Here is a 21,898-nt window from a genome sequence, read left to right as displayed (position 1 = left end):
CACCCGCCCCTGACACGCTCCAGAGCCTCAGCGCATGGGACGACCGCTACATCCGCTCCGGCGCCGAGACCCCGAGAAGGCCGAGACCGTTGCGCAGCACGACACCGGCCGCGTCGTTCAGCCACAGCCGTGTGCGGTGCACGTCGGTCACCGGCTCGTCGCCGAGCGGGGTCACCCGGCAGGAGTCGTACCAGCGGTGGTAGGCGCCGGCGAGCTCCTCGAGGTAGCGTGCGACGCGGTGCGGTTCGCGCAGCTGCGCCGACTGGGCGACGATGCGCGGCAACTCGGCGAGCAGCCCGACCAGGTTGTTCTCGGTCTCGTGCACGAGCGACTCCGGCTCGAACGCACTGCGGTCGACCCCGGAGCTCTGCGCGTTCCGCGCCACCTGGTGGGTGCGCGCGTGCGCGTACTGCACATAGAAGACCGGATTGTCGTTCGTGCGCTTCTTGAGCAGCTCGGGGTCGAGGGTGAGCGGCGAATCGGCCGGGTAGCGCCCGAGCGAGTAGCGCAGGGCGTCCGTGCCGAGCCATTCGCGCAGGTCGTCGAGCTCGATGATGTTTCCGGCGCGCTTCGAGAGCCGCGCACCGTTGATGCTAACGAGCTGCCCGATGAGGATCTCGATGTCCTTCTCCGGGTCGTCGCCCGCCGCACCGGCAAGCGCCTTGAGCCGGTGCACGTAGCCGTGGTGGTCGGCTCCGAGCAGGTAGATCTTGTGCGCGAAGCCGCGGTCGCCCTTGTCGAGGTAGTAGGCGGCATCCGACGCGAAGTAGGTGTAGACGCCGTTGCTGCGGCGGATGACGCGGTCCTTGTCGTCGCCGAAGTCGGTCGTGCGCACCCAGACCGCGCCGTCCTCCTCGAAGACGTGCCCCTGCGCGCGCAGCCGCCCGATCGCGGACTCGACCGGGCTGGTCCCGCTCGCGTCGGGCTCGTGCAGCGTGCGCTCGCTGAACCACACATCGAAGTGCACGTTGAACTTCTCGAGCGACTCGCGGATGTCGGCCAGCTGAAGCTGGTAGCCGGTCTCGCGCGCGAGGGCGAGCGCGGCATCCGGGGTCTCGTCGAGGATGCCGGGGTGCTGCTCGCGCACCCGCTCGGCGAGCGCGGTCACGTACGTTCCGGGGTAGCCGTTCTCCGGCGTGGGCTCGCCCTTGAGCGCTGCGAGCACCGAGGCACCGAAGTTGTCCATCTGGTTGCCGGCGTCGTTGATGTAGAACTCGCTCACCATGTGCGCGCCGGATGCCGTGAGCACGCGCGCGATCGAGTCGCCGAGGGCGGCCCAGCGGGTGTGGCCGATGTGCAGCGGCCCGGTCGGGTTCGCAGAGACGAACTCGAGGTTGATGGTCTGGCCGGCGAGCGCGTCGTTGTGGCCGTAGTTCTCGCCCAGCTCGACGATCGTCTTCACGAGTGCGCCGGCGGCTCCGGCATCCAGGCGGATGTTGATGAAGCCGGGGCCGGCGACCTCGACACCCGCGACACCGGGGATCGCGCCGATGCCGGCGGCGAGCGCGGCGGCGAGTTCGCGCGGGTTGGTTCCGAGCTGCTTCGCGAGCTTCATGGCGATGTTGAGGGCCCAGTCGCCGTGATCGCGGTTCTTGGGACGCTCGAGGGTGACGTCATCCGGGCCGACCTGGAGAGCGCCGGCCTCCCCCGTGCCTGCCAACCCCGCGCTGCCGCGTCGCGCGAGCTCGTCCTGGACGATCGCGAGGACGGCGGCGGAGAGTTCGGCGGGGGTCACGAGAGTCGATTCTATCGGGCGGTGATACCACGGCGATCGTCCCGTTCGCGGCGTTGCAGCCTCGGTGCCGGCGACCGGGCGACGAGAATGAAGCGGTGCTGACACGCAAACTCGCCATCCGGACCACGCTCACCGCCGTCGCCCTCGCGACGGCCGTCTCGCTCACCGGCTGCCTGTCGCCAGGAGAGCCGACGGAGCCTTCTGCCTCGCCCTCGGATTCGACGCCCTCTGCGTCGCCGTCATTGTCGCCTTCGAGTTCGCCGAGCGAAACCACCGCGCCCGAAGAGAAGCCGACCCCGGTGTCGATCCCGTGCGCATCGGTCATCGATGCCCAGACCATGTACGACTTCAACCCGAACTTCGGCCTGCTCGCCAAGTTCACTCCGGGTGCCGGCACCCTCGCCGCCCAGGCCGTCGCCAATCAGGGCACGGCTTGCCGCTGGATGAATCAGACCAGCCGAGAAACCATCGATGTGACGATCTCGCAGCCCGGTCCGACAGCGTTCGCCGCGGCGCGGGATGCCGCGAGCAACGGAACGCCGGTGAGCGGGCTGGGCGACGCCGCATATTTCTCGACCGACGGCGACGCGGGGGTCGTTCAGGCTTTCAGCGGCCCGTTCTGGATCACGGCGACCTCGGTGTACTTCTCCGGCGCGGGAGACGCCGGTGCCCTTATGAAGGACGCAGTAGCGGCGGCGCGCTGACGCCTACCCAACTCAGGCGATGCTCGCCTGCAGCGCTGCGAGTACGACCAGTGCGAGGTAGCCGAGTACCAGCACCACACGCACTGCGGCGGCGAGTTGCGCGTTGCCCCGTATGCTCGCCTCCGCAGCGTCGACCGGCCCGGCCGCGGATCCGCGCAGCCTCGTCATCCTGCGCGCCTGAAGGATGCCGGCGGCCGTGGCGAGAAGGAGACCCAGGGCGAGCAGGAGGGTGCTCGCCGTGAGCGGCGCCGGCTCGATCGTGGCCAGCACAAGTGCTGGCAGGACAACGAAGAGGGCCGTGACGCCCACGAAGATGGCGAACCGCCTCCCGAAGTCGCGAAAAAGTACGACGCGGTCTGGCGGGGCAATCGTCTTCCGGCTGCTGGCCGAAAGGATGATGACGGTCACGAGCCCGCCGACCCACACCCCGGAGCCGACTGCGAGGGTCACGGCAAGCATCCGCGCGCCATCCAGGTCCATGCTGCCAGCCTATTCCCGGCTCCGATTCCGCGACCGCGGGACTCGTCCGATCGCCACGGCTGGTAACCTTGTCACGCACTCCTGGCCCCCATAGCTCAGGGGATAGAGCGTCTGCCTCCGGAGCAGAAGGCCGCAGGTTCAAATCCTGCTGGGGGCACTGCTGCGGAGTGGCCGGGAGGACGGGACTAGAGCAGGCAGCATCGCCCCTCGCCCCCGCCGTCGCGACCGCGTGCGCGAGGCGGCCTGGCTTCGAAGCGGCGTCACGTGCGGCAGGATGAAAGCCATGCCGAAGCACGTCGTCGTCGCCCCCGACTCCTTCAAGGGGTCCCTCGCGGCACACGAGGTCGCGGCAGCGATCGCCCGGGGCTGGAGGAGCGTACGGCCGGATGACGTCGTCACCCTCCTCCCGCAGGCCGACGGCGGCGAGGGCACCCTCGAGGCGATCGCCGCGGCCATCCCGGATGCGGTGCTCCAGACGGTCGGACCGGTCACCGGCCCGGATGGCCGCGCCACCCAGGGCGCCTGGCTCGAATTGCCCGACGGGATCGGTGTCGTCGAGCTCGCCCAGTGCTCCGGGCTTCCGCTCATGGCAGGGCCCGACCCGCTCGGCGCCACGACGCGCGGGCTCGGCGAGGTCATCCGGCATGCCCTGGATCACGGGATCGACTCGCTCGTGATCGGTCTCGGCGGATCCGCCTCGACCGATGGTGGCGTCGGCGCCCTCCGCGCCCTGGGCCTCGAGCTGTTCGACGAGGACGACGCACCGCTGGCCGACGGAGGGGGCGCGATCGCCCGGCTCGGGCGAGTCGACACGGGCTCTCTGCTCCCCCCGCCACCCGGCGGCGTCACTCTCCTCGCCGACGTCACCGCCCCCCTGGTCGGTCCGCAGGGCGCGGCGGCCGTCTTCGCACCGCAGAAGGGTGCCGGAGTCGCGGAGATCCGCACCCTCGAGGCGGGGCTCGCACGTCTGGCCGCGGTCCTGGGCGGCGATCCGGACCGGCCTGGCGCCGGCGCCGCGGGTGGGACCGCCTACGGCTTCGTCGAGGCCTGGGGAGCGCGGATCGAGCCGGGCGCACGGCACGTCCAGAGGGTAACCGGGCTCACCGAGCTCATCCGGTCGGCGGATGTCGTGCTCACCGGGGAGGGCCGGTTCGACACGACGTCCTCCACCGGCAAGGTCGTCGGGGAGCTTCTCGGGCTCGCCGCGCAGAACCACGTTCCGGTCGGGGTCATCGCCGGGCAGATCGCGGCCGAGGCCGAGGGCTGGTCGATCTCGCTCGCGGACCTCGCGGGCTCGGTCGCGGTGGCGATCGCCGATCCGGCTCCGCAGTTGGAACGGGCGGCACGGGAGGCTGCGCTGCACTTCGCCGTGCTGGACTGACGGGAAGCCGGGTCCGAGGAACCGCGTTCCGTTTCAGCACTCCGCAACATGCCTCTTTCTATTAGGAAAGTTTCCTGTTACATTCGACGCAGGCTGAACGAAAGACTCCGATGTCGACGAAGACCATTCCCGGTACCCCGTCCTGGCTCCGCGGTCAGAACGAGCGCACCGCACTCACCCTGCTGCTGGAGCACGGGGTGCTCACCCGAAACCGCCTCGGCGAACTCTCCGGCCTCTCCAAGCCCACCGTGGGCCAGATCGTCTCCCGACTCGAAAGCGTCGGCCTCGTCGAGGTCGTCGGTGAGGTCTCCGCCGGACGCGGCCCGAACGCGACGAGCTACGGTGTGCGAGCCGACCGTGTACTGGGTGTGGCGATCGACATCGACAAGACGACCATCCGCTCCACCGTCGTCGATGCCGTCGGCACCGAACGCCCCGTCGTCGAGACCGCGATCGACGCGGATGCCGGAAAGACAACGAGCTCCGCCGCCGCCGACCCAGCCGCCACAGACATCCGGGACGCGATCGGCGCAGCCTGCGCCGCCGCACGGGCGAACATGGAGGCCGTCCGTGTCGTCTCGATCGGCGTCCAGGGTTCGATCGACCCTCGCAGCGACGAGCTCTCCTTCATCGACACCCTCCCCGAATGGCCGAGGCACGGCATCCGTACCCACCTCGAGTCCGCCCTCGGTCGCCAGGTGCACATCGACAACGATGTGAACCTCGCCGCGATTGCGGAACGGTCGGAGGGCGTCGGCGCCGGATCGAGCAGTTTTGCATTGCTCTGGATGGGCGAAGGCCTCGGCCTCGCCACCGACCTCGACGGGAAAGTGCACCGCGGTGCGGCCGGAGGCGCCGGCGAGATCGGCTACCTCTCGGTCCCCCAATCGGCCGCCGCAATCGACCCCGAGGCGACCGATCTGCAGCAACTCGTGGGCGGTGAGAAGGTCATCGAGATCGCGAGGGCGAACGGCATGACCGGTTCCGCGCGCGACATCGTCGGCGCGCTTGCCGACCATCCGGCCCGGGAGTCGGTGTTCGCCGCCATCGCGCCGCGTGTGGCGCTCGGCGTCATCCCCGTCCTCGCGATCCTCGATCCGGAACTCATCGTTCTCGGCGGGCCGATCGGCACTGCGGGCGGCGAGTTCCTCGCCGACCTCGTCCGAACAGAAATCGCGCGCACAACCCCGTGGCACCCCGGTGTCACGCGTTCATCCGTCCTCGAGTTCCCGGTTCTCCGCGGGGCACGAGAGGTCCTCGTTCACCAGGTGCGGCAGCGCCTATTCAGCGAGTTGGGCTGAAAGGCCCCCACACCGAAACACAGAGTCCTCGCAGGAGAACAGGACCCAACGAAGAACAGTGAGGTACTACGTTGAAGCACCACTTCCCAATACGCCGAGTCGGCGTCTTGACTGCGATCGCCACGGCGGCCGCGCTCACCCTGTCCGGGTGCACCGGCAGCAGTGCCGCCGTACCCTTCGCCGACAGCACCCCGGCCACGATCGAGGGGAACGTGTCGCTCTGGCACTTCTTCACCGATCGTGAAGCAGCCACGATCAAGTCGGTCGTCGAAGACTTCGAGAAGGCCAACCCGAAGGTGAAAGTCACCATCCACGACGGCCAGGACGACGAGAAGATCGCCAAGGTCATCGCCACCGGCGGCAACATCGACCTCGCGATCTCCGGATCGACCGACCGGGTCGGCTCCTTCTGCTCGAGTGGGTCGTTCCGCTACCTCGACGACGTGATCGCCCGCGACAACGTCGACATGTCGCAGCTCTCCGAGACAGCGAAGAGCTACACCTCCTTCGACGGCAAGCAGTGCATGCTTCCCATGCTCGCGGATGTCTACGGCCTGTACTACAACACGGACCTCTTCGCCGCGGCCGGCTTCACCGAACCGCCGAAGACGCTGTCCGAGTTGCAGGCCATGGCCATGGCGCTCACGACCTACAACCCGGACGGGTCGATCAAGACCCTCGGCTTCAACCCGCTCATGGGCTCCTATGAGAACGTCCCGATCCACTACGCCCCGGCATCCGGTGCGACCTGGATGGAGAACGGCAAGAGTGCGATCAACTCCGACGCCTGGAAGGAACTCATGACCTGGCAGAAGGGATTCGTCGACGCGATCGGCTACGACAAGCTGCAGGCCTTCACGGCTGGGCTCGGCGACGAATGGTCGGCCGACAACGCCTTCCAGACCGGTCAGCTCGCGATGAACATGGACGGTGAGTGGCGCGTCGCGTTCCTCGCCGACCAGAAGCCGGACCTCCACTACGCGACCGCACCGTTCCCGGTGGCAGACGACCACCCCGACCTCTACGGCGGTGGCTACACGAGCGGCACGATCGCCGGCATCGCGAAGAACGCCTCGAACCCCGAGGCGGCCTGGGCGCTGCTGAAGTACCTGACACTGGACACGGATGCGCTGGTGAAACTTGCGAACGGCATCAAGAACGTCCCGACGACGAAGGATTCACTCGCCTCGCCGAACCTGGACTTCCCGCCGCAGTTCCAGACGTTCCTCGACGTCGTCGCGAGCCCGCACCTGGCCACCAACCCGGCAACGGCCATCGGCAGCGGCAACCAGGACACGCTCTCCACGTACTGGGAGGCGTACCAGTCCGGTGCCGGCGGTGACCTCACCGAGGGCCTCGCGAAGGTCGACACGGACATCGACAACTCGATCGCCCTGAGCACCGGTCCGTAATGACCGCGACGGTCAGCACGGAGGGACGGGTGGCGAAAGTCACCCGTCCCCTCCGGCCGCGCACCAGACGGCTTCTGCTCGTCTGGGGGATGCTCACGCCCGCGCTCCTCGGCCTGCTCGTCTTCTTCGTCTACCCGCTCCTGGCGAACGTCTACTACTCGCTCACGAGCTACAACCTGCTCTCCCCGCCCGAATGGGTCGGCTTCCGCAACTACGAGTACCTGTTCACGAAGGACCCGAGGGTCGTGACCGCGACCGTCAACACCCTGTGGTTCGTGGTCATCCTCGTCCCGGTGCGGATCGTGGCCGCACTCGCGGTGGCCTGGCTGCTCGTGCGGGCGAAGCGCGGAAGCGGTTTCTGGCGCACCCTGTTCTACCTTCCGGCGCTCGTACCGCCGGTCGCCTCCGTCGTCGCGTTCGTGTTCCTGTTCAACCCGGGCACCGGGCCGGTCAACCTGTTCCTGAAGTTCTTCGGCATCAAGGGTCCGCTGTGGTTCAACGACCCCGCGCTCTCCAAGCCCTCCCTGGTGCTCCTCGGCATCTGGGTCATGGGCGACATCATGATCATCTTCCTCGCCGCCCTGCTCGACGTTCCGCAGGACCAGTACGAGGCGGCATCCCTCGACGGGGCCAACGGCATCCAGAAGACCTGGTACATCACCATCCCGACGATCGTGCCCGTGCTGATCTTCGCGGTCGTGACCGGCATCATCTCCGCCCTGCAGTACTTCACCGAATCCGCCGTGGCGAGCGCCGTCGCCAGCGGCAGCGCCGGCGTCGTCTCGACCAACCCCGGATCTGTCCTCGGCTACCCCGGCGACTCCCTGCTCACTTACACCCAGTGGTTGTACGTTCGCGGGTTCAGCAACTTCCAGCTCGGCTACGCCGCCGCGCTCGCCGTGATCCTGTTCGTCGTCGCGAGCGTGCTCGTCGGCGTGCTGCTGCGCAAGGTCAAGGCCTTCACCCCGGAGGACGCATCATGACGACCCTCGTCGCCCGGAACACGAAGAAGAAGCCCAGCCGCGTACTGTCCTGGATCGCCGAGCACACCCTGCTCGTCGCCCTCGGCGTCCTGTTCGTCGGGCCGATCGTGTTCGTGCTGCTGACCTCCTTCATGTCGAGCACCCAGACGCTCACGGCGTCATTCTGGCCGGCGCCCTGGGACTTCAACAACTACGGCAAGGCGTTCACGCAGGTGCCGCTTGCCCTGTGGTTCGGGAACTCCGCCCTCTACGCGACACTCGCGACGCTGTTCATGCTCGTGTCCTCCGTACCCGCCGCGTACGTCCTCGCGAAGATCAGGTTTCGGGGCGCCAACCTGATCTTCCTCGGGATCATCGTCGCGATGCTCCTTCCGCCGCAGGTCACCGTCGTCCCGATCTACGTCATGTGGGCCCAGTTGGGGCTCACCGGGAGCCTGTGGCCGCTCATCCTCCCGAACATCCTCGGGGACGCGTTCTCGATCTTCCTGCTGCGCCAGTTCTTCCTGACGATCCCGAAGGAGTACTCGGATGCCGCGCGGATCGACGGAAACGGCGAGCTCGGGGTGCTGCTGCGCGTGGTCGTCCCGATGGCGAAGCCGGGGATCGCCGCCGCCGCGATCTTCCTGTTCTTCCACAGCTGGAACGACTACTTCGGCCCGTTCCTGTACACCTCCGAGAACCCCCTGGCCTGGCCGGTCTCCTACGGTCTCGCGACATTCCATGGCTCGCACGGCACGGACTGGGGCACGACCATGGCCGTGACCATGCTCGTCACCCTCCCCGTCGTCGTCATCTTCTTCTTCGCCCAACGCACGTTCGTCGAGGGGATCACCCTCACCGGCGTCAAGGGCTGAGCGCTTCCATGAATCGACACACTAAGGACAGGCCATGAAACTCACCGTCATCGGCGGCGGATCCACCTACACTCCAGAACTCATCGACGGCTTCTCACGCCTGCGCGAGCTGCTCCCGATCGAGGAGCTCTGGCTCGTCGACCCGGATGAGCACCGGCTCGAGCTGGTCTCCGGAGTCTCGCGGCGCATGTTCGCGCGAGCAGGACATCCGGGGAAGATCGTGGCGAGCTCCGACGTGGTCGCGGGGGTCTCGGATGCCGATGTCGTGCTGCTCCAGCTGCGCATCGGCGGCCAGGCGGCCAGGAAGGGCGACGAGACCTGGCCGCACGCGTGCGGCTGCATCGGCCAGGAGACGACCGGCCCCGGCGGCTTCGCGAAGGCGCTGCGCACGGTGCCCGTCGTGCTCGAGTACGCCGAGCTCGTGCGCCGCCACGCGAAGAAGGACGCCTGGATCATCGACTTCACGAACCCGGTCGGGATCGTGACGCGCGCGCTCCTGAGCGCCGGCCATCGTGCGATCGGGTTGTGCAATGTGGCGATCGGATTCCAGCGCCGGTTCGCCGGAATGCTCGACGTGGACTGGAAGCGGGTGCAACTCGATCACGTCGGACTCAACCACCTCACCTGGGTGCGTGGGGCCAGCGTCGACGGGAAGGATCGATTCTCCGAGCTCTTCGAGGCCCACCTGGCAGAGCTCGCCAGCGAGGTGGAGCTTCCCGAGGGCCTGCTGCGCCTGCTCGGCAATGTCCCCTCCTACTACCTGCGCTACTACTACGCGCACGACGAGGTGCTCCGGGAGCAGCTCGGCTCCCCCACGCGCGCCGAGGAGGTCATGGCGATCGAGCATGCGCTGCTGGAGAAGTATGCGGACCCGTCGGTGGACACGAAGCCGGAGGAGCTGGAGAAGCGCGGGGGCGCCTATTACTCGGAGGCTGCCGTCGACCTCATCGCCTCACTCAGGTCGAACCGCGGCGACGTCCAGGTCGTGAACCTGCTCAACAACGGCAGGCTGCCGTTCCTCCCCGATGACCACGTCATCGAAGTGCCGGCGACGGTCGATGCGACCGGTGTGCACGCGCTGCCGGTCGATCCGCTCCCGGATGACATGGCCGGCCTCGTCGAGCACGTGGCAGGGTATGAACGGCTCGCCCTCGACGCGGCCGTCCACGGCGGGCGCGACCGTGTGCTGCGCGCCCTGCTCGCGCATCCGCTCGTCGGCCAGTACGACCGCGCGGAGAAGCTCACCGATCTGCTGATCGCCGAGAACGCGCAGCACCTGGCATGGGCCGAATGAGCATTGCATCCATGAAGGCAGCAGCGACACGGGCATCCGGTGATCCGATCGTCATCGCCGTCGACGGCGGCGGATCGAAGACGGATGCGGTGGCCCTCGGCCTCGACGGCGCGCTCCTGACGATGGCGCACGGCACAGGGTCGAGCCCGCAGATCATCGGAGTCGATGGGGCGGTGAGGGTTGTCGACGCGCTCGTGAACGAACTCCTCGAGGCGTGCGGTGGCCCATCCGTGCTCCAGGCGGGCGTATACCTCTCCGGGCTCGACCTCCCGGTCGAGGTCGCCACCTTCCGCACGGCACTCGAACCGCTCCCCTGGACGCGGGGCGGGCGACCCTTCGTCGCCGACAACGACATGTTCGCGCTCCTGCGCGCCGGCACAGAGGAGCCGGATGCGGTCGCCGTCGTGTGCGGGACCGGGATCAACTGTATCGGCGTCCGCGCCGACGGGGAGCAGGCGCGGTTCGACGCGCTCGGCACGATCTCCGGGGACTGGGGCGGCGGGACCTTCCTCGGCGAGCAGGCGCTCTGGCACGCTGCCCGCGCCATCGACGGACGCGGTGGGCCGACAGTCTTCACGACGAGCATCCCCGCCCACTTCGGCCTCGAGGACGTCCAGACCGTCATCGAGGCGTTCCATTTCGGGCGGCTTCCCGGGCACCGTTTCTCCGAGCTCGCACCCCTCGTCCTCGCGGCCGCCGACGGCGGGGATTCGGCGGCATTCGCCATCCTGGATCGCCAGGCGGAGGAGATCGTCTCGATGGCGGTCTCGGCGATCACCCGACTCGGGCTCGGCGATACGCCTCTCCCGCTCGTGTTGGGAGGAGGGGTGCTCGCCGCGGCGAACCGACGGCTCATCGACGGGATCGAGACGGGTCTCGCGGCACGAGCGCCCCGCGTGCGGGTCCACCTCGTGCGAGCCCGCCCGATCGTCGGCGCCGCGCTGCTCGCACTCGAGTCGGCGGGTGCCGCTTCGGAGGCCCTCGCTCGGGCGCAGGCGGCCGTGGCCGATCGGCTCTCGCTCCCACAGGGTGACGCGAAGGGCGACGAAGCCGCGACCTGACCGCGGCCGAGACGGTGGACCACTTCGCCGGGAACGGCGGTTGAGGCGAGTATGCGGCCGGCATCCTTCGCGACGCGCTTCCGGCTCCTCAGGGAGCGGTGACTCAACTGCCGGAGTGCGCCTCGAGGAAGTCGTAGAGCTCGGTGTCGTCCACGCCGGGGAAGGTCCCCGACGGCAGAGGCGACAGGATGTGCGCGTGCAGCTTCGCGCTCGCCCACGCCTTGTGCGACCAGCGCGAGGCGAGCTCGCCGGCGGGGCGCCGACAGCAGTTCGCATCCGGACACGTCGAGGCCCGCCGGTTCGTCGTCTCGCGCCCACGGAACCACTTGGCGTCGGCGAACGGCACCCCGAACGTGATCGAGAACTCCTCCGCCTGGGAGGTACCGATCTGGGTCGAGCACCAGTAGGTGCCGGCCGGAGTGTCGGTGTACTGGTAGAACTCGGTCGTGCGGTTGGTGCGCTCGAAGGCGAGCCGCGCGCTCCAGTGACGGCAGACGATCTGCCCCTCCGTCGACCCGGTCACGTCGGTCGGCAGCCGCAGCCCGTCGTTCTCGTAGCCCTTGTAGAGCGCGCCATCCTCCCCGACGCGCAGGAAGTGCACCGTCATATCGAGATGGGTCGTCGCGAGGTTGGTGAAGCGCAGCGCCGCCGCCTCGTGGGTGACCCCGAACGCATCGCGGAAATCCTCGATCGCCAGGTTCTTGCCGGCCTTCGCCCCCTTCAGGAAGTCGACCGACTGCCGCAACGGCATGAGGCAGGCGGCCGCGAAGTAGTTGATCTCGAGCCGTTGCCGCAGGAACTCGGCGTAGCTGGCCGGCTCGTGGTGGCCGAGCAACCGGTGGGCGAGCGCCTGCAACGCCATCGACCGCAGGCCGTGGCCGCCGGGGATGGAGGCCGGCGGCAGGTAGATGCGCCCGTTCTCGAGGTCGGTGACCGACCTGGTCGAGTGCGGCAGGTCGGCGACGAAGATGAGTTCGAAGCCGAGCTTCTTGGCCATGAGGCTCACCGAGCGGTGGGTGAGCGCGCCCGTCGAATGCCCGACCTGGCGCAACTGCTCCTGGGCGAGCTCTTCGATCTCGGGCATGTAGTTGTCCTGCGTCCGCATGTACTGGCGCAGCTCGGTGTTGGCCCGCCGCGCCTCCTCCGGGGTCGCGATCGCCTCGCGAGCCCGCCGCGCGAGCTCATGGTGCAGCCCGACGAGTGCCCCGAGCGTGTCATCGGGCATGGTGCGCGAGGGCCGGATGGCGGGCAGTCCGAGTCCCGCATAGACGGCGCTGCGCTGCATCCGCTCGAGCTCGATCTCCATGGCTGCGCGCGGCGACGGCGGTGCTGGGTCGAGAAGGTCGGAGACCTCGACGCCGAGCGTCCCGGCGATGGACTGGAGGAGGGAGAGTCGCGGCTCGCGCCTGCCGTTCTCCATGAGCGAGAGCTGGCTGCCGGCGATTCCGACCGCCTCGCCGAGCCGGTCGAGGGTGAACCCGGCATCCGTTCGGTAGTGGCGAATGCGCTGGCCCAGCGTCACGAGGTCGGTCATGAATTCCACCATAGTGAAAGATTCAGTGATCTTTCCACCTGATTCTCCGCAAATCTTCTGCTGAGGCGCGCACGATGGTAGGACAGGAGATTTTCACGAGGAGCTGGACGACATGACTCTCACTGCCCCCAATCGTACGGAAACCGTGGTGGATGACCGGATCGACGCCGCGAACGGCACACCCGAGGGTGCTCCGCACTCTGTCGTCAAATGGGTCGAGGAGATCGCCGCCCTGACCCAGCCGGACAACATCCACTGGTGCGACGGATCCGCGCACGAGTTCGATCTCATCACCCGACGCATGGTCGAGTCGGGCACGCTCATCCGCCTCAACCCCGAGCACCGCCCCTTCAGCTTCCTCGCCCGCAGCGACCCGCAGGATGTCGCGCGCGTCGAGGCGCGCACCTTCATCTGCTCCGCAGACCCGGACGACGCCGGCCCCACCAACAACTGGCGCGACCCCAAGGAGATGCGCAAGACGCTCAAGGGGCTCTTCTCCGGGAGCATGCGCGGTCGAACGATGTACGTCATCCCGTTCTCCATGGGGCCGCTCGGCAGCCCGTTCGCGAAGCTCGGCGTGCAGGTCACCGACTCCCCCTACGTCGTGGCGAGCATGGGCATCATGACCCGCATGGGTACGCCCGCCCTCGACCTCATCACCGCGAAGACACCATGGGTTCCCGCCGTGCACAGCGTCGGCGCTCCGCTCCTGGAGGGCGCGAAGGATGTCCCGTGGCCGTCGAACGAGACCAAGTACATCACCCACTTCCCCGAGACCCGCGAGATCTGGTCCTACGGGTCGGCCTACGGAGGCAACGCCCTCCTGGCGAAGAAGTCCTTCGCGCTGCGCATCGCCTCCGTCATCGCGCGCGACGAGGGCTGGCTCGCCGAGCACATGCTCATCCTCAAGGTCACCAACCCCCGTGGCCGGGTCTTCCACGTGGCGGCGGCATTCCCCTCGGCCTGCGGCAAGACGAATCTCGCCATGCTGCGGCCCTCGATCCCCGGCTGGAAGGTCGAGACCATCGGCGACGACATCGCCTGGCTGCGCCCTGGCCCGGATGGCCGCCTGCGCGCGATCAACCCCGAAGCAGGCTTCTTCGGCGTCGCCCCCGGCACGAGCCCGACGACGAACGCGACCGCCGTCGACACGATCTGGGGCAACACGATCTTCACCAACGTCGCCCTGCGTGACGACGGCGACGTGTGGTGGGAGGGACTGACCGAGAAGGCGCCCGAGCACCTCACCGACTGGCAGGGGAACGACTGGACCCCGGCATCCGGTACCCCGGCCGCGCACCCCAACTCGCGGTTCACGGTCGCCGCACGCCAGGCGCCCTCGATCGCGGACACCTGGGACGACCCGAACGGCGTCGTGCTCGACGCGATCATCTTCGGCGGTCGCCGGGCCCACAACGTCCCCCTCGTCGTCGAGGCCCGCGAATGGGAGCATGGCGTCTTCATGGGTGCGACAGTCTCGTCCGAACGCACCGCCGCCGCCGAGGGCAAGGTCGGCGAACTGCGCCGAGACCCCTTCGCGATGATGCCGTTCTGCGGCTACAACATGGCCGACCACTGGGCCCACTGGCTCCGGATGGGTGAGACCCTGCGCCAGAACGCGACCGTGCCGCGCATCTTCCAGGTCAACTGGTTCCGCAAGGGCGAGGATGGCCGGTTCCTCTGGCCGGGCTTCGCCGAGAACTCGCGCGTGCTCGCCTGGATCCTCGACCGCGTCGACGCCCAGGTCCCCGCACAGGACACCCCGCTCGGTCTCATTCCGCGTGCTGGAGGCATCGACCGCGACGGCCTCGAGGTGACCGATGAGGACTGGGACGAGCTCTTCACGATCGATCGCGAAGCCTGGCTCGACGAGCTCGACGGCACCGGGCAGTTCTTCTCCACCTTCGGCGACCGGCTTCCGGATGCGCTGCCGCGGCAGCTCGAGGATATTCGGGCGCGGCTCAAGAAGGAAGAGTAGAGACCGAGCTCGCAGGCTCGCTCGGCGCTGGGGTCGCGCAATCGCTGCGCGATTGCCATAACTCCACCGCGCCCAACGTTTGGCCCCCGGGCTTCGTCTTGGTAGGTATGAGCACCGTTTCGCTTCCGCGCACCTCTCCAGGGCTGCGAACCGGGAGAATGGTGGCAGCGAGAGAGGGGCTGTCGGTGCCAGAGCACGCCACTGGGCAATCGGGTGCTCACTCCGGCGCGCAGCCATGGGAGCAGGTCGTGACCCGTCTGGTCGCCGAGCGCGGCGACTCGCTGCGGCGCTACGCCTACCTGCTGTGCGGCAACACGGATGACGCCGCAGACCTCGTGCAGGATGCCCTCGTCAAGACCTTCGGCCGGCTGCGCAACGGTTTCACGGTCGCCAGCGCCGAAGCCTATGTGCGCAAGGCCGTGCTCAACACCTACCTCGACGGCGGACGTCGCCGCACGCTGTGGCGGCGCATCGCCCACCTCACGGCGGGGCCGGAGGAGCAGGAGTCGGCGGCCCCCGCGACGGATGCCCGCATCGACCTTCTTGGCCAGTTGCGCGGTCTGGCACCGCGGGAACGCGCCTGCATCGTGCTGCGCTACTACGAGGACCTCAAGGTCGACGACATCGCCGCCCAACTCGAGATCAGTCCCGGTGCGGTGAAGCGCTACCTGAGCGATGCACTCGGCAAGCTCGCCGTCTCTCTCGCCGAACCGGCCGACGACGACATGCTCAAGGATGCGGGAGGCACCCATGCCCACTGAGTCCGAACTCCGCGACGCCCTGCGTGCAGCCCCGGATGCAGCAGCCCGCACCGGCGCGGAACCGCTCGACGCCGCCTCCGTCATCCGAAAGGCGCGCGCCCACCGGCGCCCGAAGCAATTCGTGCTGGGCTCGGCGACCCTGCTCGCCGTGGTCGGGATCGGCTATACCGGGGTCACCGCGATCCCCTGGCCCCAGTCGGTGCTCATGTCGGCGTCCGACAGCGGGGCAGCGCCGGAGACCGCAATCGACGACTTCACGGCGGGAGGCTCGCATCCGATGGCTCCAGATCCGAGCCGCGAGTCGGCGGCACTGTCCAACCGCTGCGGGACGCCTCTCATCGAGACCGGCCCGAGCGCCTCCGGCCTCGTGCTCACCACCGACTTCCCGGAGGAGGGACCGGCGAACGGCCTGCCCGTCGAAGGGACGGTGACGCTCACCAACACCGGTACCCAGCGGGTGACCGGGACGACCGACGCCCAGCCGACCATTGTCATCTCCCACAACGGTGTCACGGTGTGGCACAGTAACGGGGCGGTGCGCTCGATCGGCATCCTCGTCGACCTGGCCCCCGGCGAGTCGATGGACTACCCGACGAGCCTCACACCCGTCGAGTGCACCATGGAGGACGAATCGGGTCTCTCCTTCCCGAGCGACCTGCCCCCGCTCAGCACCGGCGTGTACCAGGTGAGCGCCCGCATCGATCTCGCACTCGACGCATCCGATGCCCCGGCGGAACTCGTCGGGGGCCCATCGCAGGACATCACGCTGACGGGTGGTTGAGCGCGCGGGCGGTTAAACGCGACGGGCGGTTAAACGCGACGATCGCTGCCACAACGCTGGGGCAGCGATCGCGCGTGTTTCCGGAGCTCTACTTCTTGTTGAGGAGGTAGATCAATCCGGTCAGGGCCACCACGATAGCGAAGATGAGCGCGATCACCCAACTGGCGAGTGCACCGACCCCGGCGACCGTGCCGAGGAAGAACAGCAACGCCAGGAGGAACACGAGCCACATCATCCACTTGGCCAGGCCCCGTGCGACACCCTTCTGCATGATGGCGATGGCCGCCAGAAGCGTACCGACCACCACGAGAATGGCGACGACCCAGCCCCAGGTGCCGGCGATCGCCACGCCGAAGAGCGGCAGGAGCGCCCAGAGGAGCGTACCGAGGGCGGCGGCCCACAGTCCGATCTTTCCGAGCATGCTGCCCCCGACCGCGCCATTCGAGCCGGTCTGGCCCCATGCGACGAGGAAGAACCCGATCGCGACGACGACGAGGCCGATGATGCCCAGCCACTTCGAGACATCGCCCGGACCCATGACGCTGGGTTGGCCGAGGATGACCGCGAGCAGCCACAGGATGCCGCCGACGAGAAGCCCGCCGCCGCCGAACAGTCGCCAGTTGGCGGTGTCTTTGTCAACAGATGCCATAGTTTTTTCCTTCTACCTTCCAGAAGACACCACGGCCACGATGACCGTGACGGCCCCATTGTGACAGCGCGCGGCAGCCGTGTACAGGGCACACGCACAAAAAGCTTGGAATAAGCTGAGAAACGCGTGATTCTCAGTGTATTCGCGGGACATGCGGGTCGTTAAACACTGCGGATACAATCTGCTCAATAGATCACCGACTGCAGGGAGCCGGCCATCAGACACGTTGATCGTGACATCGCGACCACCACGGCCGGTCGATCGGGACCGGCAACCCGATTCGCGCCGGTCATCGGTCTGGTCCTGGCCCTCGGGTTCGCCTGGACCCTCCTCATGCCCTCCGCGGCCCTTGCGGACGATCCGACACCGCTGCGCGGCGCCTACGTGCTCGACAACGCCGGCGCGATCACCGGTCACGAGGACGAGGTGATCGCCGCGATCGATGCGCTCTACGAGAAGACCGGCATCAAGCTCTTCGTGGTCTACGTCGATCGTTTCGAGGGCACGGCGCCGGACGACTGGGCGAACGCGACCGCGATCCTCAACGGCTTCGGCAGCAACGACGTTCTCTTGGCCATCGCGATCCAGGATCGCAACTTCACCGTCTCCTACCCCGACGACTTCGAGCTGCCCGAGTCGACGACCGGTTCGATCGAGAACGACCGGCTCATCCCGAAACTGCGCGACGACCAGTGGGCGGATGCCGCGATCGCCATGGCGGACGGGCTCGCGGGAACGTCGGGAGACTCTTCTGGTGGCGGCTTCCCCTGGATTCCGGTCGGGATCGTGGTGGTCGCGGGCGGCGCCGGCGCCCTCATCTACTCGCGCGTCCGGCGCAAGCGCAGAACTGCGGGAGACGCATCCGCGTCGGGTGAGCCCACCCAGAAAGAGCTCGACCAGCAGTCCGGCCGTCTCCTCGTCCAGCTGGATGACTCCCTCAAGACGAGCGAGCAGGAGCTCGGCTTCGCGATCGCCCAGTTCGGCGACGAGGCGACGAAACAGTTCCGTGAGGCTCTTGCCGAGGCGAAGAAGAAGGTCGCGAGCGCTTTCGAGCTCCGCCAGAAGCTCGACGACGCCTTCCCCGAGACACCGGAGGAGAAGCGGGAGCTCACCCGGCAGATCATCGAGCTGTGCACGAGTGCGGACGCCGAACTCGACGCACAGGCCGACGCGTTCGATGAACTTCGCCAACTCGAGAAGACGGCTCCGGATGCCCTGGTCGCCACACGCGCGGCCGCGGCCCTGACCCGGACGAGGCTCGCCGAGGCGCAGAAGACCCTTGCCTCACTGCAGCAGTCGTACTCGCCGGCCGCGCTCTCGGAGGTGGCCGGCAACCCGGACCAGGTCGAGAAGCTCCTCGCCTTCGCCGAAGCCTCGGCGAAGGCGACCGAGAAGGCGCTCGCCTCGGGGGACTCCTCTGCGGCAGCGGTGAGCATACGCGCAGCCCAGCAGGGTGTCGGACAGACTGCGCAGCTGCTCGAGGCGATCGACAGCGCCGCGAAGGATCTCGCACTCGCCGGCTCCCAGCTCGATGCCGTCATCGCCGACACCCGCCAGGACCTCGCCGCGGCAAAAGCCCTTCCGGCGGGTGACAATGCCGGCCTGGCTCCCGCGATCGCCGCCGCCGAGAGCGCCCTCTCGTCTGCGGACGCCGGAAACGATCCGGTCGCGAGTCTCGTCGGACTGCAGGCCGCCAACACACAGCTGGACGGCATCCTCACCACCGTTCGGAACGAGCAGGAGCGCGTCGAACGCGCGAAGGCGTCGCTCGAACGCGCGCTGACCACGGCGCGCGCGAAGATCTCCGCGGTCGACGACTACATCACGACGCGGCGCGGCGGGATCGGCAGCACCGCTCGCACCCGGCTCTCCGAGGCGAGACGTCACCTCGAGAGCGCGGCCGCGCTCGCGACCACGAACCCGGTCGGCGCGCTCGCCGAGGCGCAGTCGGCGTCCTCCCTCGCCGAGGAGGCCTCCAGCTCCGCCCAATCGGATGTGCGCGGCTGGGATACGCGCGGCAACTACACGGACTCGAGCTACGAGGGCGCCGGCCTCGGCGGGCTCCTCGGCGAACTGCTCGGTGGTGGGGGCGGAGGCTACGGCGGCGGAGGCGGGGGCATCTTCAGCGGCGGAAGTCGCAGCAGTTCTCGCAGCAGTTCCCGAGGCAGCTCGTCTTTCGGAGGCGGTTCCCGCTCCAGTAGCTTTGGAGGGAGTTCGCGCAGCAGCAGCAGGAGCTCAGGCGGCCGGCGCAGCAGCGGCGGCAGGTTCTGAGGCTCGACGGCGTACGGTCAGGCACGATCAACCAGTTGCACACCACGGTGGCACGACGGAAGGAAACACAATGGTAAAGCAGTCCATCTTCGGCAGGATCGCCCAGTTGGCCAAGGCGAACATCAACGCACTGCTCGACGCGGCGGAAGACCCCGCCATGATGCTCGACCAGATGGTGCGGGACTACACGAACAACATCGCGGAGGCCGAGAGCGCCATCGCACAGACCATCGGCAACCTGCGCCTGCTCGAGCAGGACCACGCCGAGGACGTCGCCAACGCCCAGGACTGGGGCGGCAAGGCGCTCGCCGCCAGCCGCAAGGGCGACGAACTGCGTGCCGCCGGCAACACCGCCGACGCCGACAAGTTCGACAACCTCGCCAAGGTGGCGCTCGGCCGTCAGCTCTCCGCCGAGAAGGAGGCGAAGTCCGCCGAGCCGACCATCGCGAGCCAGACCGAGGTCGTCGACAAGCTCAAGAAGGGCCTCGATGGCATGCGCGGCAAGCTCTCCGAGCTCTCCTCCAAGCGCGACGAACTCATCGCCCGCGCGAAGACGGCCGACGCCCAGCAGCAGGTCATGGACGCCATGAAGAGCATCGACATGCTCGACCCGACGAGTGAGATCCACCGCTTCGAGGAGAAGATCCGCCGCGAGGAGGCGAAGGTGCTCGGCCAGCAGGAGCTCGCAGCATCCAGCCTCGACGCGCAATTCGAGCAGCTCGCCGACAGCGACAAGGATGTCGAGGTCGATGCCCGGCTCGCAGCCCTCAAGGCCGGCGGCGACCCGCAGAGGGCCGTGACGTCCGGCGAGTAGCCGAATCCGCTCGACGGCACGACTGCACGATCGAAATATGGTGTCGACCACCTTTCTCGTCGTCCCGCAGTGGCAGGGTTCTGGATCGGCCAGGGCCCTGCAACTGCAGGACGGTGCCGAGGCGATCCGCGGCGACCTTCCGGCGTCGCGGACCGTCGTCGTCGACGTGCCGCTCGGTGCCGGCGAGGGACTCGGCAGCGGCGTGCGGCGACTGAGCTCTGTTCAGGTGGTGCGCGATCGGACGGCCGAGACGCTCGCGGCGCTGTCGGACAGCACAGACCCCGATGTCTCTCCGGCGGATCTCATCGTGACGATCGGCGGGGACTGCGGCGTCGATCTCGCGCCGATCGAACGGGCCCACGCGGCGCATCCGGATGACCTCGCCGTCGTCTGGCTCGACGCGCACGCCGACCTCAACACACCGGAGAACTCACCCTCGGGCGCGTTCCACGGGATGGTCCTGCGCACGCTCGCGGGCGATGGTCTCCCCTCGTTCGTTCCGGACGCCCCAGTGCCGCCCTCGCGCATCGTGCTCGCGGGGACGCGGGCGCTCGACGAGCCGGAGGCCGAGTGGATCGCCGAGCGGGGCATCCGGATGCTGCCACCCTCCGAGTTGACCCCGGATGCGCTCGTCGCCGCGATCGAGGCGACCGGCGCGAGCGCGGTCTACCTCCACCTCGACCTCGACGTGCTCGACCCGGGCGAGTTCACCTCGCTCGGCCACCCCGAGCCGTTCGGGGTGACGGTCGCCGCCCTCCTGGATGCGATCCGCGTGGTCACCGCCCGCTTCGAGCTGGCCGGCGCCGCGATCTGCGAGTTCGCGCCCTCGACGCCCGAGGCGGCATCCGACGACCTGCCGACGATCCTGCGCATCATCGGGGCGCTCACCGCCTGACCGTGCCGGAGCCTCAGGGCGGGCCATAGGCTGGCGTCATGAACGATGCCCAACACGGTGAGGTCCACCCGAGCGGCAGTGGCCAGACGGACGGCGAGCCGCGCATCACCGTCGAACGCGACGGCCACGTCCTGCTCATGGGGTTCAACCGGTCCGCGAAGCGCAACGCCGCCGACCTTCGGCTCCTGCAGGAGCTCTCCCTCGCCTACGGCGAGCTCGACCGCGATCCTGAGCTGCGCGCCGGCCTCGTCTTCGCGCACGGCGAGCACTTCACGGGAGGACTCGACCTCGCGGATGTCGGTCCCCGCATCGGGCCGGACGGCATCGACATCGTGCCGGAGGGCGGAATCAACCCCTGGGCCGTCGAGGGGCGTGCCGTCCGCAAGCCCGTCGTCATGGCCGTCCAGGGTCTGTGCCTGACGCTCGGCATCGAGCTCATCCTCGCGAGCGACCTGGCGATCGCGGCGGACTCCGCGGTGTTCTCCCAAATGGAGGTGAGCCGCGGCATCCTGCCCTTCGGCGGAGCGACCATCCGGCTGCCGCGCGCGGTCGGCTGGGGCAATGCGATGCGCTGGATCCTCACCGGGGACAGCTTCGACGCGGCGGAAGCTCTGCGGATCGGGCTCGTGCAGGAGGTGGTTCCGCACGGTGAGCAGTACGCGCGCGGACTGGAGCTCGCCCATCGCATCGCGGCCCAGGCGCCGCTCGCTGTGCAGGCCTCGCTCGCGAACGCCCGCACCGCCATCCGGGAAGGCGACGCGGCCGCCGAGGCGGAACTCCAGCCGGAGCTCGTCCGGCTCGCCGCGACCGAGGATGCCCGCCTCGGCATGGAGTCGTTCGTCACCCGGCAGCCCGCGAAGTTCGTCGGTCGCTGACCCGGTCACCGAATCCGGCGCTGCCCGCCCGCCTGTCCGCCCGCCCGCCCACCCACCCGCCCACCCACCTGCCTGCCCGCCCGCCTGCCTGCCTGCCTGCCCACCCACCCGGCCACATCCTCGAGTCGGGCCATC

The 21,898-nt window shown here is 68.6% G+C and carries 19 protein-coding genes and 1 tRNA gene; 16 read left to right on the top strand and 4 right to left on the bottom strand.

The genetic code is table 11. The features are described from left to right. Window positions 1-46: 46 nt before the first annotated feature. Window positions 47-1,735, bottom strand: coding sequence for an arginine--tRNA ligase (locus ABD678_RS07785; RefSeq protein WP_344755403.1), 1,689 nt, complete (start codon window positions 1,733-1,735; stop codon window positions 47-49). 95 nt (window positions 1,736-1,830) lie between these two features. On the opposite strand from ABD678_RS07785, the gene ABD678_RS07780 reads away from it, so the two are divergent. Continuing rightward, window positions 1,831-2,439, top strand: coding sequence for an arginyl-tRNA synthetase (locus ABD678_RS07780; protein ID WP_344755401.1), 609 nt, complete (start codon window positions 1,831-1,833; stop codon window positions 2,437-2,439). A gap of 12 nt (window positions 2,440-2,451) precedes the next feature. Here the strand turns inward: ABD678_RS07780 and ABD678_RS07775 are convergent, their stop codons facing one another. After that, complete coding sequence (locus ABD678_RS07775) at window positions 2,452-2,919, bottom strand: hypothetical protein (protein ID WP_344755399.1); 468 nt, start codon at window positions 2,917-2,919, stop codon at window positions 2,452-2,454. A gap of 84 nt (window positions 2,920-3,003) precedes the next feature. On the opposite strand from ABD678_RS07775, the gene ABD678_RS07770 reads away from it, so the two are divergent. The 8 genes from ABD678_RS07770 (at window position 3,004) to ABD678_RS07735 (ending at window position 11,205) form a co-directional block, all read left to right on the top strand. Beyond that, a tRNA-Arg gene (locus tag ABD678_RS07770) sits at window positions 3,004-3,076 on the top strand. Window positions 3,077-3,202: 126 nt separating this feature from the next. After that, window positions 3,203-4,300 (top strand): glycerate kinase, encoded by a 1,098-nt coding sequence (locus ABD678_RS07765; RefSeq protein WP_344755397.1) that lies wholly within the window; start codon window positions 3,203-3,205, stop codon window positions 4,298-4,300. 110 nt (window positions 4,301-4,410) lie between these two features. Further along, complete coding sequence (locus ABD678_RS07760) at window positions 4,411-5,601, top strand: ROK family transcriptional regulator (RefSeq protein ID WP_344755395.1); 1,191 nt, start codon at window positions 4,411-4,413, stop codon at window positions 5,599-5,601. A gap of 107 nt (window positions 5,602-5,708) precedes the next feature. Then, on the top strand, window positions 5,709-7,013 hold the full coding sequence (locus tag ABD678_RS07755; RefSeq protein WP_344755393.1) for an extracellular solute-binding protein: 1,305 nt from the start codon (window positions 5,709-5,711) through the stop codon (window positions 7,011-7,013). Between the two features lie 29 nt (window positions 7,014-7,042). Next, window positions 7,043-7,996 (top strand): carbohydrate ABC transporter permease, encoded by a 954-nt coding sequence (locus tag ABD678_RS07750; protein WP_344755391.1) that lies wholly within the window; start codon window positions 7,043-7,045, stop codon window positions 7,994-7,996. Then, a complete protein-coding gene (locus ABD678_RS07745) occupies window positions 7,993-8,850 on the top strand; it encodes a carbohydrate ABC transporter permease (protein WP_344755389.1) in 858 nt (285 codons plus the stop codon). Before ABD678_RS07750 ends, ABD678_RS07745 begins: the two co-directional genes overlap by 4 nt. 34 nt (window positions 8,851-8,884) lie before the next feature. Next, a complete protein-coding gene (locus tag ABD678_RS07740; RefSeq protein WP_344755387.1) occupies window positions 8,885-10,144 on the top strand; it encodes a 6-phospho-beta-glucosidase in 1,260 nt (419 codons plus the stop codon). A gap of 11 nt (window positions 10,145-10,155) precedes the next feature. Beyond that, entirely contained in the window at window positions 10,156-11,205 is a 1,050-nt protein-coding gene (locus ABD678_RS07735) for an N-acetylglucosamine kinase (protein WP_344755385.1), read from the top strand. A 103-nt stretch (window positions 11,206-11,308) separates the two neighbouring features. Here the strand turns inward: ABD678_RS07735 and ABD678_RS07730 are convergent, their stop codons facing one another. After that, the gene (locus tag ABD678_RS07730; protein ID WP_344755383.1) at window positions 11,309-12,739 is read right to left on the bottom strand and encodes a helix-turn-helix domain-containing protein; all 1,431 of its coding nucleotides are present in this window, start codon (window positions 12,737-12,739) and stop codon (window positions 11,309-11,311) included. Between the two features lie 112 nt (window positions 12,740-12,851). Here ABD678_RS07730 and ABD678_RS07725 point away from each other — a divergent pair, with 112 nt between their 5' ends. The 3 genes from ABD678_RS07725 to ABD678_RS07715 all read left to right on the top strand — a co-directional run bounded on the left by ABD678_RS07725 (window position 12,852) and on the right by ABD678_RS07715 (window position 16,259). Next, window positions 12,852-14,717 (top strand): phosphoenolpyruvate carboxykinase (GTP), encoded by a 1,866-nt coding sequence (locus tag ABD678_RS07725; RefSeq protein WP_344755381.1) that lies wholly within the window; start codon window positions 12,852-12,854, stop codon window positions 14,715-14,717. A gap of 248 nt (window positions 14,718-14,965) precedes the next feature. Beyond that, complete coding sequence (locus ABD678_RS07720; protein WP_344755379.1) at window positions 14,966-15,478, top strand: SigE family RNA polymerase sigma factor; 513 nt, start codon at window positions 14,966-14,968, stop codon at window positions 15,476-15,478. Beyond that, window positions 15,468-16,259 (top strand): hypothetical protein, encoded by a 792-nt coding sequence (locus tag ABD678_RS07715; protein WP_344755377.1) that lies wholly within the window; start codon window positions 15,468-15,470, stop codon window positions 16,257-16,259. The genes ABD678_RS07720 and ABD678_RS07715 overlap by 11 nt, the downstream gene beginning before the upstream one ends. Before the next feature lie 88 nt (window positions 16,260-16,347). On the opposite strand, the gene ABD678_RS07710 is transcribed toward ABD678_RS07715, so the two are convergent. Further along, window positions 16,348-16,908, bottom strand: coding sequence for a hypothetical protein (locus tag ABD678_RS07710; protein ID WP_344755375.1), 561 nt, complete (start codon window positions 16,906-16,908; stop codon window positions 16,348-16,350). Window positions 16,909-17,241: 333 nt separating this feature from the next. Between ABD678_RS07710 and ABD678_RS07705 the strand changes: the two genes are divergently transcribed. The 4 genes from ABD678_RS07705 (at window position 17,242) to ABD678_RS07690 (ending at window position 21,763) form a co-directional block, all read left to right on the top strand. Continuing rightward, window positions 17,242-19,179: a TPM domain-containing protein gene (locus tag ABD678_RS07705; protein WP_344755373.1), complete on the top strand. Its 1,938-nt coding sequence runs from the start codon at window positions 17,242-17,244 to the stop codon at window positions 19,177-19,179. Between the two features lie 70 nt (window positions 19,180-19,249). Continuing rightward, window positions 19,250-19,993 carry a PspA/IM30 family protein gene (locus tag ABD678_RS07700; RefSeq protein ID WP_344755371.1) on the top strand — a complete coding sequence of 248 codons (744 nt, stop codon included), beginning with the start codon at window positions 19,250-19,252 and terminating at the stop codon, window positions 19,991-19,993. Window positions 19,994-20,030: 37 nt separating this feature from the next. Further along, window positions 20,031-20,888 carry an arginase family protein gene (locus ABD678_RS07695; RefSeq protein ID WP_344755369.1) on the top strand — a complete coding sequence of 286 codons (858 nt, stop codon included), beginning with the start codon at window positions 20,031-20,033 and terminating at the stop codon, window positions 20,886-20,888. A 38-nt stretch (window positions 20,889-20,926) separates the two neighbouring features. Further along, window positions 20,927-21,763: a crotonase/enoyl-CoA hydratase family protein gene (locus ABD678_RS07690; RefSeq protein WP_344755367.1), complete on the top strand. Its 837-nt coding sequence runs from the start codon at window positions 20,927-20,929 to the stop codon at window positions 21,761-21,763. The last annotated feature ends 135 nt before the right edge of the window (window positions 21,764-21,898 follow it).

The sequence above is a fragment of the Leifsonella bigeumensis genome (assembly GCF_039537265.1).
Lineage (GTDB): Bacteria > Actinomycetota > Actinomycetes > Actinomycetales > Microbacteriaceae > Terrimesophilobacter > Terrimesophilobacter bigeumensis.
Note: the sequence above shows the minus strand (reverse complement) of the source record. Positions and strands in the feature narration are given on the sequence as shown.

Coding starts and splice junctions, on each gene's coding strand:
- ABD678_RS07775 (WP_344755399.1), bottom strand. CDS start 2,919: ATGGACCTGGATGGCGCGCGGATGCTTGCCGTGACCCTCGCAGTCGGC.
- ABD678_RS07765 (WP_344755397.1), top strand. CDS start 3,203: ATGCCGAAGCACGTCGTCGTCGCCCCCGACTCCTTCAAGGGGTCCCTC.
- ABD678_RS07760 (WP_344755395.1), top strand. CDS start 4,411: ATGTCGACGAAGACCATTCCCGGTACCCCGTCCTGGCTCCGCGGTCAG.
- ABD678_RS07745 (WP_344755389.1), top strand. CDS start 7,993: ATGACGACCCTCGTCGCCCGGAACACGAAGAAGAAGCCCAGCCGCGTA.
- ABD678_RS07740 (WP_344755387.1), top strand. CDS start 8,885: ATGAAACTCACCGTCATCGGCGGCGGATCCACCTACACTCCAGAACTC.
- ABD678_RS07735 (WP_344755385.1), top strand. CDS start 10,156: ATGAAGGCAGCAGCGACACGGGCATCCGGTGATCCGATCGTCATCGCC.
- ABD678_RS07730 (WP_344755383.1), bottom strand. CDS start 12,739: ATGACCGACCTCGTGACGCTGGGCCAGCGCATTCGCCACTACCGAACG.
- ABD678_RS07725 (WP_344755381.1), top strand. CDS start 12,852: ATGACTCTCACTGCCCCCAATCGTACGGAAACCGTGGTGGATGACCGG.
- ABD678_RS07715 (WP_344755377.1), top strand. CDS start 15,468: ATGCCCACTGAGTCCGAACTCCGCGACGCCCTGCGTGCAGCCCCGGAT.
- ABD678_RS07710 (WP_344755375.1), bottom strand. CDS start 16,908: ATGGCATCTGTTGACAAAGACACCGCCAACTGGCGACTGTTCGGCGGC.
- ABD678_RS07705 (WP_344755373.1), top strand. CDS start 17,242: ATGCCCTCCGCGGCCCTTGCGGACGATCCGACACCGCTGCGCGGCGCC.
- ABD678_RS07700 (WP_344755371.1), top strand. CDS start 19,250: ATGGTAAAGCAGTCCATCTTCGGCAGGATCGCCCAGTTGGCCAAGGCG.
- ABD678_RS07695 (WP_344755369.1), top strand. CDS start 20,031: ATGGTGTCGACCACCTTTCTCGTCGTCCCGCAGTGGCAGGGTTCTGGA.
- ABD678_RS07690 (WP_344755367.1), top strand. CDS start 20,927: ATGAACGATGCCCAACACGGTGAGGTCCACCCGAGCGGCAGTGGCCAG.